Origin of the sequence: Mesobacillus sp., from assembly GCF_047739415.1 — a bacterium.
GTDB lineage: Bacteria > Bacillota > Bacilli > Bacillales > Cytobacillaceae > Mesobacillus.
In genome coordinates this window covers 1-15619 of record NZ_JBIQOE010000237.1, presented here as the reverse complement: position 1 = coordinate 15619, position 15619 = coordinate 1, and the positions used below count along the sequence as shown (strand labels likewise).

Sequence of the window (15619 nt, the reverse complement as noted above, 5' to 3'; positions counted from 1 at the left end):
CCGATTTTTATAGTGATTACAGCCCAAAACCATTCTTAACACCAAATAGAGCTGCCGATCGGCAGCTTTATTTATCTTAATCTATAAAAATCTTCCCAGGATTCAAAATTCCGTTCGGATCGAGGGTTTTCTTGATCGATTTCATGACTTCATAGGCAGCGCCATGCTCAAGCCGCTGGTATTTCGCTTTTCCAAGCCCTACTCCGTGTTCTCCGGTGCAGGTGCCGCCACGCTTCAGAGCGTAGTGGACGATTTCTTCATTAATCCGGTCTCCATCTTTTACCTCTTCAGGATTTTCTTTATCCATCAGCAGCAAAACGTGATAATTACCATCTCCGACATGGCCGACGATCGAGCCTTCGATCGAAGAAGCATCGATCAATTCACGAGTGTGGAGGATTGCGCCGGTCAATTCAGAAACAGGGACACTGACATCTGTCAGCATGATGCTTTTCTTGCCGGCTGTGTGTTTATAGGCGTAAAGCAGATTATGCCTGGCTTCCCAAAGCTGATTGCGTGCTTTTGAATCGGCCTCGAATTGAAAATCGGAGCATCCGTGGTCCTTCAAAATTTCAGTAGCAAACTCGACATCCTGGGCCAGTCCTGCTTCGTTGCCGTGGAATTCCATGAACAGCGTCGTGCTTTCTTCGTAATCTGTTTTCATGTATTCATTCACTTTTTTCACCGACTCAGCATCGACGAACTCAATCCGTGCTACGGGAATCCCGCCGGCTAAAATTCCAACTACAGCGTCGACAGCATTTTTTACAGAAGGAAATACTGCCCGGGCTGCCGTAATCGCCTCAGGGATTCCATACACTTTCAGAGTCAGCTCGGTTATGACTCCGAGTGTTCCTTCCGAGCCGACAAACATGCCGTTCAGGTGGATGCCTGATGAAGATTTAGCAGCAAGACTGCCGGTATGGATGATATCACCGTTCGCGAGCACAACTTCAAGGTCCCTGACCTGATCGCGCATGATGCCGTAGCGGACAGAGGTCGTGCCACTCGCATTCGTTGCCGCCATCCCGCCAAGCGTCGCATCTGCACCCGGATCGACGGTGAAAAACAAGCCATACTTCTTCAGCTCTTTATTCAGGACAGACCTCGTTACGCCAGGCTGGACTTTTACGAGAAAGTCACTTTCCTTCACTTCGACGATCGCATTCATCTGGGAAAGGTCAAGAGAGATCCCGCCATTTACCGGGATGACATGCCCTTCAAGACTTGTTCCCAATCCAAATGGGACGACTGGAATTTTCCGCTCATTCGCAAAATTGAGCACCTTGCTGACGTCCTCTTTAATCCGGGGGAATACAACGACATCCGGCAGGCGTGGCTCGTGATAAGACTCATCCCGGCCGTGAAGTTCCAATATTGTTTCATTCACAGTTACAAGTTCTTCCCCTATGACTCTCTTTAACTCATCTATGTAGCCTGCCATTTTTCTCTCCCCTTTTTTAAAATGCTGTTTTCACTTTACTTGCAAACTTCTATTAAATATCTATGAACCCATGTATCTAGCATAATAGGATTTTGCTTTTACCATATCATTCGTGCCGTGTACAAGCACTCGCCCATCCTGGAAAATGACCATTGTGATCTCATCGTCCGGCATGAAGCGGAGCAAGAAAGGATTTCCTTTGACCTCGCCATTATTTTTCAGGCGGCCGGCGAGCTTCTCCAGGTCCTGTTTCGTTTTTTGCCTCGGGTTAATCTGGATGGTGTTGCGCCCGCATAATGATGCATAGTTAATTTGCTGGTCGGAGGACCGGTCTAAAAATTCGTAATTATGATGGACGCATGCCGGGCATTCTGGATTCCGCCCCTGGCTGACGTCCATTTGTAAAAAGGAGTTATACCAGATATCCATCTGTTCAAGATTCCGATTCGATTCTGCCCCGACGAGCAGCTTGAGTGCCTCGACTGCTTCGAAGGATCCAATGATATCCGTTATCGGTGAAAGCACACCAATGCTGTCGCACGTCTCTCCCAGTCCAGCAGGAACGGATGGGAATAAGCAACGATAGCAAGGGGTTTCCCCCGGTTTAATAGCGGCAAACATCCCACGTGAACTGACAGCGCCGCCATAAACCCACGGAATGCCATGTTTGACGGCAACATCATTTATGAGATAACGGGCCATGAAATTATCGGTGCCATCGACGATCACATCAAAGCCTGCAAGCAGATCCTCTGCGTTGTCGAGCGTCAAATCAGCAATGATAGCCTCTACTTTTACCTCTGAATTGATCTTTTTCAGTTTTTTTTCAGCCGCGATGACCTTCGGCAGGTTTTCGCGCGCATCATCCTCATCATAGAGAGTCTGGCGCTGGAGGTTGGAAAGCTCCACCAGATCACGGTCGATGATGCGGACATGCCCGACACCTGACCTGACCAGATGATTCGAGATCACGGTACCCAGCGCGCCCATGCCGACAATGGCTGCAGAACTTTTTAAAAGTTTTTCCTGACCTTCACTTCCAATAGGCTGGAATAAAATCTGCCTTGAATAACGCTCCAAATCTTTCATCCATATCCCCTCATTTCTATTTCATTATATCTTTAAATAAAGCTTTTTTTTAGGCTGAATTTTCACTATACTTAAGATTAAGAGGAAAATAGGCCTCTTGTATTATTTTTTATCCATACTAAATGAAAGAGGTGGATTAGTTAAGATGAATTTTGGGGGATTTAAAAACAAAGAAGTCATAGTTGACTTGTCAAATGGCACTGTCGATTACAGAGGCATCAATGAAGACGACGTGAAAAAGTATGTCGGCGGCCGCGGTCTTGGAGTTAAGTATGTTCTTGACAACGGACCTGAAGTAGAGCCTTTGTCAGAAGAAAACATCCTGTGCATCATGACCGGACCTGTAACGGGTTCACGTTCATCGATGAGCGGACGTCTGGCAGTCGTGACGAAGTCTCCATTGACTGGCACGGTTACTGACTCACACATGGGCGGATGGACAGCTGCCCGCTTGAAGTGGGCTGGAATCGACAACGTAATTTTCAAAGGCAAGAGTGACAAGCCTGTGTACCTTTATATCGAAGACGGCAAGGCAGAGATCCGCGACGCTTCTCAATTGTGGGGATTGAGCACGCGCGCGACTGTACAGTCTTTGAAAGATGCACATGGCGAAGAAAACTTAAGCGTCATGACAATCGGCCAGGCTGGCGAAAACGGCGTACGTTTTGCCGGTTTCATGAACGAGCATGATCGTGCGGCTGGACGTGGCGGTACTGGTGCGGTAGCAGGTTACAAGAAATTGAAAGCAATCGTCATCAAAGCAGCGCAAAAGGGCAACATGCCTGAGCCGGCACAAAAAGATGATTACAACCAGGCTAACAAGAAAGCGGTTAAAGCGATTCTTGAAGGCGGCCTGACTGCTCCTAACAAAGGCGGATTATCCGTATATGGAACAAACGTCCTTACTAACTTGATCAATGAAGTGGGAGCGCTTCCAACTCGCAACTCTCAATTGACACACTGGGATGAAGCAGAAAAGCACTCTGGTGAGTGGGTAAACGAGCACCTGCTTGTTGCCAACAACACATGCCACGCTTGCCCGGTTGGCTGTAAAATTGAAGTTGAAGTCAAGGAAGGCAAATATAAGACTCGCGTAGAGAGCTTTGAGTTCGAATCTGCATGGGCACTTGGTGCGAACAGCGGATTGAGCGACTCTGAAGCGATCGCATACTTAATCGACATCTGTAACGAATACGGCATGGATACAATCGAGCTTGGCCACGCCATTTCTGTGACCATGGAAGCCTATGAAAAAGGCATCGTTGACCAGAAGCTTGATTGGGGCGACGCTGACGGCATGATTGAAATCGCTCGCAAAATCGCATTCCGTGAAGGCTTCGGCGGCATCCTTGCTGAAGGTCCTGCACGCGCGACAGCTGCATGGGGCGTTCCAGAACTGTCTATGTCAGTTAAGGGCCAGTCCATCCCAGCTTACGATCCACGCGGTATCCAGGGTATCGGCCTTGGCTATGCGACAAGTAACCGTGGTGCCTGCCACCTTCGCGGCTACACAATTGCATCTGAAATCGCCGGCATTCCTGAGCCGACAGACCGTACAGTAGCAGAAGGCAAAGCTGAGCTTCTGAATGTATTCCAGAACCTGCTTTCATTCTCTGACTCTATGAATATCTGTAAGTTCTCTTCTTTCTCTGAAAATGCAGAGCACTATGCTGAGCAATACAGCACAATGACAGGCATCCCAATGACAGCTGATGATGTCATGCTTGCAGGGGAAAGAATCTATAACCTTGAGCGTTACTACAACAACCTCGCTGGCTTCAACAAGCGTGAGGACGACTTCCTGCCAAAGCGCTTCACTGAAGAAGGCGCTTCAGGCAACAGTGAAGGACTTGTTTCCCGCATGGACATCATGCTGGATGACTACTATAATGTCCGCGGCTGGAAAGATGGCGTTGTTACAGAAGAAAAACTTCGCGAACTAGGCATCATTGGCGAAGAAACAACTCCAGCTACAGAAGAAGTTTAATATTTTTGAGGAAAACCAGGCGATTTGCCTGGTTTTTTATATTGATAGACATGAATAAAGCGGATGGAGCAACTTGGTCGAAATAATTGGAAATGTGGTCGAATTAATTTAAAATTCGCCAATAAAACTCAAAATGTGGTCGAAATATCTCCAAATTCGCCAATAAAATTCAAAATGTGGTCGATATCTTCTAAAGCGGACTCCTTTGAGGTGTGAATCCCCCTTCCTATTAGGAAGTTAAAGACCACTTAGCGGAAAATTCTCGATTTTAGCTTAAAAATAATAGTTTTCTAGCACAAAATAAAAGGTTCCGGCAAAAGTCTGCCGAAACCTCTGTTACCCGCCAACCCGGGTTGTTTTATAACGGTAATTTTTAATCAGCTGCTCGAGATTTTCCAGGCTTTCCGCCGCAAAACGGATATGTACGGCATTAACGATGAATGTTTTTGTAAAAGCAAGCTCATCCTCACTTAAAATTTCCGCTCTCCAGCTGTCTGCTTCATACACAAACGGGAAGGAGTCAGTTATGAGCCTGCCGCCCAGTTCTTCAAAATACATGCCAAGATGCTCCCTGTTAATTCCGCGAAATTCTAGTATTCTATCAACCATATCAACCACCGGCAACCGGCGGGAACAGAGCAAACTGGTCGCTTTCTTTTACATGAGTTTGAAGGTCTTGATCATGAACGATGTTACGGCCATTGATATAGACATGTACAAATGGCTTGAGCGTCTTCTCTTCTGTATAAATTTCTTCGTGCAAATCCGGGAACATTTCGCACATTTTATCCAGCACATCCATTACCCGGTCTCCATCAGGCTTCACTTCGACTGTTACGCCTCCGCAAATCTCCCTCAGATTAGCAAATACCTTAACCTGCATCCCAAACGCCCCTTTCTGCTTAACATAATAATAAATTGAAAAATGAAAAATGTCATTATCTCTTTGAGTCCGGCATCTTCGCTTTTGCATCGACTGTTTCTGAGAACTGTCTGATCATCGGACGGTTTTCAGCATCTATATGGGTCACTAAATAAAATGCCCGTTCGTATGGTTCGAAGGTATCGACGATTTTTATGCGTCCGGCTCTTTCTGCAGGCATTGCCGCCAGCTTGGAAATAAAGCTGATGCCCAGTCCTGCTTCAACCGCAGCGATGACGGACTCTGTGCTTCCGATGGATACGGCAACTTTTAAATCTTCAAGTGACAGGCCTTTTTCGGCTAAGTAACGCTCCATCATTTTGCGAGTGCCCGACCCTTCTTCACGGAGGACGAAATCATATTGTTGAATTTGCATAAAGTCTGCTGATGCCGTATGGACTAATGGGTGATCTTCTGGAGTGACTAAAACTAGAGAATCAACGGCAACAGAATTGCTTTTTAATAATCGGGACTCGACCTTCATTCCGATGATTGCAGCATCAATCTGGTGGTTCTGCAGTTTTTCAAGGACCTTTTTCGAATCACCGATTTCGATTTTGACATCCACCTTTGGAAAAAGGCTGCGAAAGTTTTTAACCCAGACAGGAAGCAAGTAGGTTCCAGGAATGGTACTCGCACCAATTGTCAGTGTGCCTGTCAGGGTCCCCTTAAATTCACCGAGTTCGTCCTCAAGCGTCCTCCACCGATTGGCAATATCCTTTGCCGCTGTATAAACAACCATTCCTGCAGGCGTCGGCCTGATTCCTGCCGCTCCCCTGTCAAGCAGTTCAAAACCAAGCTCATCTTCAAGGCTTTTGATTTTCAGGCTCACAGAAGGCTGGGAACTTTTAAGCGCAGCCGCTGCCTCGGAAAAACTATTCTTTTCGACGACCATCATGAAGGCTTCTAGTTTTTTTAGATTCATAATATTTACTCCATCTACTTTTCCGACTTTTTATATACTAATTTTAATATAGAAGTGGCATGTATTGGGCAAGTTATTTAATATCTTGAAATTACCAGTAAAAATAGTATTGACATATTATTATCTGAATATTAATATAGTTCTTGTAAATATATTTTACAATAATAAAAATCGATGACGAGAACACGTCCTTTATGGAAACTGATCCACAGAGAGCCGGTGATTTGCTGCAAGCCGGTGTTCAGATAATAGAGGAACATCATCTCTGAGATGCAAAGCTGAAACATAGTTATAGTAGGCTTTTGCCGGCTTGTCCGCCGTTAAACGGAACACGTATGATGGTACGTTGATGAGAGCCGCATGTTTGTGCGGAATCAGGGTGGTAACGCGAGCGCAACTCGTCCCTATTTTTAGGGACGAGTTTTTTGTTTTTCAAATTATAACATTTCGTTCCGAATTTCCTATACTCTCAGTGCCAAAACATTATATTAGGAGGAGAAAAAGAATGGGAAGCTTAAGAGGTAAAGAAACACTCACAATCGGTCTGATGTTATTTGCATTATTTTTTGGAGCAGGGAATTTAATTTTCCCGCCATTTTTAGGACAGGAAGCTGGAGCGAACTTCTGGCCAGCGATGCTTGGTTTTGTTGTAACCGGAGTTGGACTGCCATTATTGACTGTTGTTGTCATTTCAATGGCTAAGGATGGATTAAAAGAAATCGGGTCAAAGGTTCATCCTGTATTCGCAGTCGTTTTCAGCGCTGCTGTTTATTTGTCGATCGGGCCTTTCTTCGGTATTCCAAGAAGCGCCAATGTCGCTTTTGAAATGTCCGTTAAGCCGTTCCTTGGGGAATCCGGAGCAAATTCCCTGGCACTTTTACTGTTTACTTTAGTCTTTTTCACACTCGTTTACTGGGTTACGTTAAACCCTTCAAAAATGGTTGAACGAATTGGCAGCATCCTGACACCAATTTTGCTTGCTGCCATCGTCCTGCTCGTAATTGGCAGCTTATTCAAACTCGACGGTTCGTTTGGAGAGGTTTCTGATAAATATGCAGCAGCACCTTTTGCAACCGGGTTCCTGGAAGGATACCTGACAATGGATACAATTGCCGCATTGGCCTTCGGAATCATTGTTGTTGGAGCGGTCCAGCAGAAAAAAGCACTGGAACGCAAGCAGGTTGTACGGGAAACATTGAAAGCTGGCATAATTGCAGGCATCGGGTTAGCTTTTGTCTATGTAACTGTCGGTCTTCTTGGAGCTAAAATGGCCTCCGTTGGTGAATACGAAAATGGCGGTACGATTTTAACAGAATCCGCAAAGCTGATGTTCGAGGCACCTGGCATGCTGCTGCTCGGCTTGATTGTCACGCTTGCCTGCTTTACAACGGCAGTTGGCCTTGTAGCAGCGACAAGCCAATTTTTCGCCAAGATGATGCCAAAGGTTCCTTATAAGACTTTCACATTAGTTGTAACATTGGTCAGCTTATTGATCGCGAATCTTGGGCTTAACCAGATCATTTCGATCTCGGTACCCGTTTTGATCGTTCTTTATCCGATCACAATCGTGCTTGTTATCCTATCCTTCCTGGACCGTTTCTTCAAGGGAGCACGCGGAGTATATGTCGGGGCGGTGTTTGCAACCACACTTGTTAGCGTAGTTGACGGTTTAAAGACATTCGGAGTTGAATCAGAAGCACTGGCTTCACTTTTAAAATCACTGCCGCTTTATGCGGAGGGATTGGGCTGGCTTCTGCCTGCGCTAGTTGGAGCACTCGCTGGTTGGGGTTTTGACAGGCTGGTATCGACTAAAGAGTTAAAGACAGCTTCAGAGTAAAAGGAATGAAATGGACCGGGCATGAAGTATGCCCGGTCCATTATTTTTTACAGAAAGATTTCTTCCCACTCCGACCGCAGGATTCCCATATTGATTCGATCGTAAATTTTGCCATCACGATTGACTGCTTGTCTGATCCTGCCCTCGACTTGAAAGCCAGCTTTTTGATAAGCGCGTATCCCCCGCTCATTATATTCAATGACGTCCAGGCCAACCCGGTTCAAGTTCAGTTCATGGAATGCATAGCGAAGGAGGAGCTGTAATGCTTCGGATCCGTACCCTTTACCTCGATCATTAGCGTTGCCGATGCCCATTGCAAGCATTCCTGCCCTGTTATTCCATTCGATGCTATGGATGACAATAAAACCAATCAGCCTGTCATCCTCTATAGTCCTTAAGCGGAAGTAAAAGCTGTTCGAACCAGGATCACCCTCACCTTCAAAATGTTCAACCGGGCGCGGTATCGCAATATCTGTGTCAACATTCCTCAGGTACTCCGGATCTTCATCCCAAGAAGCGATGATTTCTGTATCCCCTTCCCTTTTAGCAGAAAGTTTTAGCATTTGTCCACGAAAAAGATTTGTTGTCATTATTTTTTCTCCTATTCTAGTTAATTTCACCTCTTCATCTGAAAAAAACAAGTTAAATATACGCAATATTCTATCCCCTTTAAGTTTGATATTTCCATCTTATGGTTTCCGGGGGTTATATAGGCAATAAAAATTTTTCCTGAAAGTTTATCTCCTGCGCATAAAGGTATAATCCAAACAAAATCTAAAGATAACAATTTTACAGGAGGCTGCTATGACACTACCGATCAAAATATACTCTGATTACGTTTGACCGTTCTGTTTTTTGGCGGAGTTTCCGCTAAGGGAGGCGTTAAAAGGAAAGGATGTTCAACTTGAATGGATGCCATTTGAATTAAGGCCTTATCCGAACAAAACGCTCAAGCCTGAAGAACATTATCTGCAGAGCACATGGAGCCAATCTGTTTATCCAATGGCTGAACGGATGGGAATCGATATCGTCCTGCCCGATGTATCTCCCCAGCCATATACGCATCTGGCATTCGAGGGCTATCAGTATGCGAAGGAGAATGGAAAAGGAAATGAGTATAACGACCATATGCTCAGAGCTTTTTTTCAGAGAGGCCTGGATATTGGAGACATCGAGGTATTGACGAGCCTTGCTGGAGAGATTGGCCTGGATGAAACGGAGTATCGTGAAGCATTGGAAACAAGGAAATATAAAGAGGTCCATCAGCAAGCTCTTCACCACGCCTATAACGAGGTGGATATAACCGCTGTTCCTACATTTATCATCGGTGACAGGGTCGTTCCAGGGATGAGATCCAAAGAAGCACTGGAACAAATTATACAATCAGAAATGGGAGACTCAGATGATGGTTTAGCATGCGGAGTAGATGGATGCTAATAGCTGAAAGAGGCAGCCACAAAGTGGTCTGCCTCTCTTCATGTATTTTCTATTCTAATTAACTATGCTCTTTTAAACGGCCACCAGTTTGCTTCGCCGAAGTTCTTCACCAATACCGGAATGAACAGCGGCAGCATGATGAAGGCGTATAAGAACAATCCTACCAGGAGGATCGATGCGATTTGCAGCAAGGACATCATTCCTGATGGCATCATCGCCGCGAATGTTCCGCCGAGGATGATGGCCGCAGAAATGATAACAGTCCCCATCTTTTTCATCGAAAGAAGCATCGCTTCCGAGATTGATAGATTCTTATATTCATTGAAACGGTCCATCAAGAAGATGCTGTAGTCTACGCCAAGGGCCACAAGGATGACAAACGCAAAGAACGGTACTGCCCAGCTGATGCCTGAGTAACCCAGGATATCAACATAGATCACCTCGTTGACAGCCATTGCCGTATAATAGGTTAAAATCAGTGAGCCAATGATGTAAATTGGCATAATGATTGAACGGAACAGGAATACCAGGATGATTCCAATCCCCAGCAGCATCAAGATGACCGTACGGGAGTAATCCTGTCCGGACATTGTATCAAGGTCTGCATTCGTACTCGTGATGCCGCCGATAGCCACATCTGCATTCTCAAGCTTCGTTCCTTTCGTCGCACGCTCGACTGCTGCCTCGATTTCAGCCACCTGAGCCATTGCCTCATTTGAATAAGGATTCGCTTCAAAAATGACATCCATCGTCATGACTTTACGGTCGTTTGACATATAAACATCAAATACCTGTGCGAAATCCTCGCTCTCAAGAACATCAGCCGGCAAATAGAAGCTGTTCAAATCCGATTCAGCCAGACCATCCAGATATTCCTGCGCAGAGCCAAGACCTTCAGATACCTGGTTCAAGCCATCTGTACTCTGACTGAGACCATCTGTTAGCTGGCTCAACTGGCCTCCAAGACCGCCAAATCCTGCAAGCAACTGCTGCTGTCCGGCGTTGATTCCAGTCAAACCATTTGTCAGCTTAGGGAAATTATCGACGATCTGACCCTGTCCGTCAGCGAGCTGATTCAATCCTGCCTGTTGCTGCTCAATTCCGTCGATAAGCTGTTGAAGGCCAGGACCAAAATTAGCTTGCTGTGCCAGCGCTCCGGCGAAGGCTTCATTTGCTTTTGCCATGCCGCCGGTAATCAGCGCAAGGTTTTGATTTAATCCATTTATCCCCTTAGATGCTTCAGCTAAATTTTGCTGGTAAATACCTAGTGCATATTTTAATTTTTGATAATTCTCATCTGACTGTAAGGTAGCATCTCTATTTTCCAAATAACCAAATAGCTCGCCATTTTTTTCCGAGATTCCACTTGATAGCTGAGCAACGCCAGCCCCTGCCTCCTTATAGCCAGCCTCAAGTTGTGCCAGACCTGTCTGCATCTCCACATATTTAGACTGAAGCTCCTGATACCCAGCCAGTAACTCCTCTGCTCCAGCCTTTGCTTCCGATAACCCAGCCTGAATCTGATCAGAACCAGCAGATCCCTGGCGGATGCCGTTTTCGATTTTTGCCAGGTTGGTCTGGATTTCACCAAGACCTGATTTAATTTCAGTTGTGCCATTAATTAATTGATTGATTCCGTCAGCAGCACCTTCCAGCTCTGGGGCAGATTTGGACAGCTCAGATTCTGCTTCCTGAAGACCTTCGCTGATTTTATCCAGGCCTTCTCTTCCTTCTCCAAGTCCTGAACCCAGGGTTTCTGCCTGCTTCGAAACAAAAAAGTCTTCAATTGGTTCACCTGTTGGTCTGGTGACCGAACGTACTGTATCAACTAGGTCGACCTTTTCCAATTCGGAGCTGATTTTCTCAGCCAGCTCGATGTATTCAGCTGAATCCATTCTCTCGTCATTTTTCAAGATGACCTGTGTCGGCATTGATTCACCAGGTCCAAAACTGTCAGCAATGGCGTTAAAGGCTTTGATTGAGTTTACATCGCCGCTGATTTCATCCAATGAGTTATAACTTAACTCTCCATCGTAGGCAAACAGGAACGGTACGCATACCGCCGCTACAATCAGAAGGCTGAAGAATGGACGAGCTAGTGAAAAGCTGCCGACCGTTCCCCATAACTTGCTTTCACCATGTTCGGCGCTTTGTTTAGAAGGCCAGAATATCTTTTGTCCTAATACCGCCATAAAAAATGGGACAATAGTGAATAATCCAAGCAAAAGCATCGCGACACCAATCGCTACGGCTGCAGCAGATTGATACAGAATGAATTGCGAGAAGCCAATCGCGGCAAAACCGATCATAACCGCTACACCACTGAAAAATACTGTGCGTCCCGCGTTCTTGTACGTTGCCACGATCGCCGCCGGCACGCTTTCATTATGCGCCATCTCTTCCTTAAAGCGGCTGAGCAGCAAGATACAGTAATCCGTCCCGATCCCGAACAAAACGGCCACAAGGAAAATCTGTGTATAGTTCGAAAGCGGGAAATCGAATTGATCAACAAGCATCGCTACGATTGATTGTGAAACAAGGTAGGACATCCCGACTGTCAGTAACGGAATGACAGGAGCGACGACTGATCTGAACACGAGCAGCAGCACAACAAGGATGAAGACAACCGTGATTCCTTCTGTCTTCTTCAACCCTTCTTCAGAGCTGTTCATCAAATCCTCGTTGATGAGCCATTGACTTGTATAGTAGTGATCGACTTTAACATCCTCGATTGTTTCATAAAGCAGCTTGCTGACATCGCTCGGTTCGCGGTCATTCCAGTTGACCGTGACTGAAGTCAGGATCGATTTTCCATCATCGGAAACAAGCTGATCCTTCAAGCTCTCTTCATTAAAATGTGTCAGGATATCGGTTATCCCGATTTCTTCACTATTTGCTTCAAGCTCTCGGATTGCTTTCTCCGCTTCCTTGATCTCTTCCTGGGTCAATTTCTTTTCACTATGGAAAACAAGTGCGACCTGGGTATCATCCCCTCCACCTTCTTGTTTCCTTACGTCATCCATAATTTTACCGGCCAATGTTGACGAGTACTCGTCAGGCACGGTAATCTGTCCTTTTTCCCTGACAAGATCTGCCATATTCGGCGCAGCCATGAACAAGCCTGCAGCAACCAAAATCCATATGATGATGACAAACCATTTCTGTTTAATGATAAAATTCATGTTTATTCCACCCTGTTCTTTCTTTCTGTTAAAATTTCATTCAGTTTGTCGTAGGTCTTCAGGAACTGGACGATTTCATCCTGATCGAACTGTGTAATAAACGATTCAACCAGGGCGTGGATCCGCTCCTCGGTCTTTTGGAACAGTTCATTTCCTTTGTCAGTCAAAGCCAGATAAACCAGACGCCGGTCATTTTCATCCCTCGTTCTCTGGATGAGGCCTTTCTCCCACAATCGAGTGATGATCGCTGTGATTGCGCTCTTTTTTACATCAAAAACTTCCGCCAGCTCGGAGGATGTACAAGTGCCAACCTTATTGATATAACGCAGTGTATAGTGCTGGTCATTGGTCAGGTCTGAACCTATTTCTTCCTTGATCATTCCCTCGGCAACCTTGTTGACCGAAAATGAAACATGGATATAATGGTCAACTAAATCCTTGATTGATTTATCACACATGTTTATATATTCACCTCGCAAAAACTTATTCCATTGTTTAACTGTTCAACCGTTTAACTATTAACTTTTTTAACTTTAATCCTAATCACTTTCTATGTCAATATGAAAACAAAAAGGACTGCCAGGTTTAATCCAGACAGTCCAGCTATTTAAAAGGTGTTATAAATATTCGCACACTCTTCGCCTGTTGGTTCATAAAAACAATGAAGCTTAAACCGGCCAACATGCGGCTGATTGTACCATGTCGGCGGACAATCCCCTGGCGGACGGAAATACCAAAGGCTATATTTTGACGGCCAAATCCTCTCACCTTTAAGCACACGCCTCGCGAGTCTCTTTTCGGACTCTCTTGCCCGCTGATAAAAATAACCCTTTTGTGTTGCTTCAAATGCATGTTCCTGGTAAATCATCTGTGGAACAGTCCTTAATCCTTTGAAATCTGAACAGTTCGCCCGTATCCGGTTGATCCCTACGTTTCCTACCATCAGCATTCCCTGTTGCCCTTCACCCTCAGCCTCTGCTCTTAACAAGCGCGCCAACAGATCGACATCAGCCTCCGTATGCTTTACTACTGCCATGGCATAACCTCCACCATCGGATTCTCAATACACAGTTGAATAACCCTCCTGTTTCCGGGCTACACTCCTTCATTTCTATTCCTATTATTCAAGAGCTTGGGCTATACGGATTTCTTGTTCTTTTGCATAACGTATTGCATTCGAACTGTATAAGATGATATCAGGACGAAGGCGGCGATAATCATGAAAAATGAGCGAAAGGAACTTTTTGGCGCCTGGATTCAGGCATCCGGAACTACTCTTGCGGCAATTGGAAGCACCCCTTTCAAGAATTTTACCGAAGGCCAGCTGACCAGCCTTAACCTGTGGGGAAACGAGCTTCAGGCTTTGGGTAATGCATTGATTGCAGACAGCGAGCTCTATTTTACAATGGAGAAGATTGGAAACATGATCCAGTCGGCAGGTAATATTACGGTGGTTGCGGGCATTCTTCTTCCTGTGGATGATGAAACGGAACAGGAGCTGGATATCAAAGGCAATCTGATGCAGGCACTCGGAGGCAACGCCGTCCTTAAAGACACTTTAGCAAATGGGCATTCCGTTGTGTCACTCTACCATTTATATGGAAGCTTGCTTCAAATCATCGGGAATTCAATGCAAGCGATCTCAGGCATCATCGAGCTTCAGGGTGGGGAAGGGAAAAATATCAATACAGCCGGGAGCTGGATTCAGGCTACAGGCTCCATTATTGAGGCAGTTGGTTCCACAATAGATTATTTGGATGAAACTGGGTAAGAAGCAGAAATATTCTTGTTTTCTTCAACACAGCCTGGGTAAATTCATAATACCTTTATTAGGTAATCCAGCATTCGAGGAGGTATTTTACATGGCAAAGAATCAGGAGAATGGAATGGAACGTGAGGAATATTTTAAGGACCGTGCTGGTACAGATGATGCACGATTCCATGCTGTGCCTCATGACGAACAGGGCTGGGCTGTCAAGAAGGAAGGCCAGGATGATCCAGAGCTTACGACCGACTCAAGATCCGAAGCTGTGAGTGAAGCAAAACGAATGGCTGAAGCAGCTGGCACGATGGCATACATTCATGATGAAGATGGGAAGATAGAAGATCAGTACAATTACAGCAACTGATTTTCTCGCAAAAATACACTATAACAAAAGCCTTGCAGATTGATGCAAGGCTTTAAGTCTATTAAGCTTTTAAAACATCATGATCGACATAACGCTCACCGTTCAGCTCGCTGATCACGTTGATCGCTACTTTGGCTCCATCGCCAGCAGTGATGATCGTGTGCATGCTGACGCCTGCGCAAGTGCCTGCAGCCCAAACGCCTTCAACATTTGTTTTTCCGGCAGCATCGACATCGAAAATAGTCTTGATTCTTGGCTCAGTGCCATCTTTAGTTGCAAGACCTGATGCTTCAGCTACATCCGTCATCATGCCTGACGCGATGATGACATACTTTGCTTCATACTCGCCGTTTTCAGTTACGACTTTAACGCCACTGTCTGTTTTGCTTACAGAAGTCACAGTCTTTTCTACGAACTCAGCACCAAATTTTTTCGCTTGCTTGATGCCAGTTTCAACTAAGTCAGGTCCTGCGATTTCAGGAGCCCCATAGTGGTTCTCCATCCAGGCACGCTTCGTTACGCTTTTATTGTTGTCCAGCACGATTGTTTTTTTGCCAGCCTTTGCTGTGAAAATTGCTGCGCTTCCACCAGCGGGGCCTGCTCCGATAATTGCTACATCATACATAGGAAAATTCCTCCTTTTCTTTATTTCAATATAATCATAACA

General features: G+C 45.5%; 15 protein-coding genes and 1 other annotated feature. Of the genes, 5 read left to right on the top strand and 10 right to left on the bottom strand.

Annotated features, from left to right (window positions below; genetic code table 11):
* Nucleotides 1-76 precede the first annotated feature (76 nt).
* Both ACH0QE_RS18635 and ACH0QE_RS18630 read right to left on the bottom strand, forming a co-directional pair.
* Entirely contained in the window at nucleotides 77-1444 is a 1368-nt protein-coding gene (locus ACH0QE_RS18635) for an FAD-binding oxidoreductase (RefSeq protein ID WP_415801983.1), read from the bottom strand.
* Between the two features lie 60 nt (nucleotides 1445-1504).
* The gene (locus ACH0QE_RS18630) at nucleotides 1505-2533 is read right to left on the bottom strand and encodes a ThiF family adenylyltransferase (protein ID WP_415801982.1); all 1029 of its coding nucleotides are present in this window, start codon (nucleotides 2531-2533) and stop codon (nucleotides 1505-1507) included.
* Nucleotides 2534-2678: 145 nt separating this feature from the next.
* Between ACH0QE_RS18630 and ACH0QE_RS18625 the strand changes: the two genes are divergently transcribed.
* A complete protein-coding gene (locus tag ACH0QE_RS18625) occupies nucleotides 2679-4520 on the top strand; it encodes an aldehyde ferredoxin oxidoreductase family protein (RefSeq protein ID WP_415801981.1) in 1842 nt (613 codons plus the stop codon).
* Between the two features lie 336 nt (nucleotides 4521-4856).
* On the opposite strand, the gene ACH0QE_RS18620 is transcribed toward ACH0QE_RS18625, so the two are convergent.
* The 3 genes from ACH0QE_RS18620 to ACH0QE_RS18610 are packed head-to-tail and all read right to left on the bottom strand — an operon-like array spanning nucleotide 4857 to nucleotide 6367.
* Nucleotides 4857-5129 carry a hypothetical protein gene (locus ACH0QE_RS18620; RefSeq protein ID WP_415801980.1) on the bottom strand — a complete coding sequence of 91 codons (273 nt, stop codon included), beginning with the start codon at nucleotides 5127-5129 and terminating at the stop codon, nucleotides 4857-4859.
* A gap of 1 nt (nucleotide 5130) precedes the next feature.
* Nucleotides 5131-5403, bottom strand: coding sequence for a ubiquitin-like small modifier protein 1 (locus ACH0QE_RS18615; RefSeq protein ID WP_415801979.1), 273 nt, complete (start codon nucleotides 5401-5403; stop codon nucleotides 5131-5133).
* Nucleotides 5404-5458: 55 nt separating this feature from the next.
* A complete protein-coding gene (locus tag ACH0QE_RS18610) occupies nucleotides 5459-6367 on the bottom strand; it encodes a selenium metabolism-associated LysR family transcriptional regulator (RefSeq protein ID WP_415801978.1) in 909 nt (302 codons plus the stop codon).
* 165 nt (nucleotides 6368-6532) lie between these two features.
* Nucleotides 6533-6776, top strand: a binding site (T-box leader).
* Between the two features lie 96 nt (nucleotides 6777-6872).
* Here ACH0QE_RS18610 and brnQ point away from each other — a divergent pair.
* Nucleotides 6873-8204: a branched-chain amino acid transport system II carrier protein gene (gene brnQ, locus ACH0QE_RS18605; RefSeq protein WP_415801977.1), complete on the top strand. Its 1332-nt coding sequence runs from the start codon at nucleotides 6873-6875 to the stop codon at nucleotides 8202-8204.
* A gap of 47 nt (nucleotides 8205-8251) precedes the next feature.
* Here the strand turns inward: brnQ and ACH0QE_RS18600 are convergent, their stop codons facing one another.
* Nucleotides 8252-8794, bottom strand: a complete 543-nt coding sequence (locus ACH0QE_RS18600; RefSeq protein ID WP_415801976.1) for a GNAT family N-acetyltransferase — start codon at nucleotides 8792-8794, stop codon at nucleotides 8252-8254.
* Nucleotides 8795-9008: 214 nt separating this feature from the next.
* On the opposite strand from ACH0QE_RS18600, the gene ACH0QE_RS18595 reads away from it, so the two are divergent.
* Complete coding sequence (locus ACH0QE_RS18595) at nucleotides 9009-9641, top strand: DsbA family oxidoreductase (protein WP_415801975.1); 633 nt, start codon at nucleotides 9009-9011, stop codon at nucleotides 9639-9641.
* 62 nt (nucleotides 9642-9703) lie between these two features.
* On the opposite strand, the gene ACH0QE_RS18590 is transcribed toward ACH0QE_RS18595, so the two are convergent.
* The 3 genes from ACH0QE_RS18590 to ACH0QE_RS18580 form a co-directional block, all read right to left on the bottom strand.
* On the bottom strand, nucleotides 9704-12823 hold the full coding sequence (locus tag ACH0QE_RS18590) for an MMPL family transporter (protein WP_415801974.1): 3120 nt from the start codon (nucleotides 12821-12823) through the stop codon (nucleotides 9704-9706).
* 2 nt (nucleotides 12824-12825) lie between these two features.
* Nucleotides 12826-13281, bottom strand: a complete 456-nt coding sequence (locus tag ACH0QE_RS18585) for a MarR family winged helix-turn-helix transcriptional regulator (protein WP_415801973.1) — start codon at nucleotides 13279-13281, stop codon at nucleotides 12826-12828.
* A gap of 149 nt (nucleotides 13282-13430) precedes the next feature.
* On the bottom strand, nucleotides 13431-13859 hold the full coding sequence (locus ACH0QE_RS18580; RefSeq protein ID WP_415801972.1) for a cell wall hydrolase: 429 nt from the start codon (nucleotides 13857-13859) through the stop codon (nucleotides 13431-13433).
* Between the two features lie 183 nt (nucleotides 13860-14042).
* Between ACH0QE_RS18580 and ACH0QE_RS18575 the strand changes: the two genes are divergently transcribed.
* Together ACH0QE_RS18575 and ACH0QE_RS18570 are read left to right on the top strand one after the other, a co-directional pair.
* Nucleotides 14043-14594 (top strand): DUF6944 family repetitive protein, encoded by a 552-nt coding sequence (locus ACH0QE_RS18575; protein ID WP_415801971.1) that lies wholly within the window; start codon nucleotides 14043-14045, stop codon nucleotides 14592-14594.
* A 91-nt stretch (nucleotides 14595-14685) separates the two neighbouring features.
* Nucleotides 14686-14952, top strand: a complete 267-nt coding sequence (locus tag ACH0QE_RS18570) for a DUF2188 domain-containing protein (RefSeq protein WP_415801970.1) — start codon at nucleotides 14686-14688, stop codon at nucleotides 14950-14952.
* 61 nt (nucleotides 14953-15013) lie between these two features.
* Here the strand turns inward: ACH0QE_RS18570 and ACH0QE_RS18565 are convergent, their stop codons facing one another.
* Nucleotides 15014-15577 carry an FAD-dependent oxidoreductase gene (locus ACH0QE_RS18565; protein WP_415801969.1) on the bottom strand — a complete coding sequence of 188 codons (564 nt, stop codon included), beginning with the start codon at nucleotides 15575-15577 and terminating at the stop codon, nucleotides 15014-15016.
* Nucleotides 15578-15619: the final 42 nt, after the last annotated feature.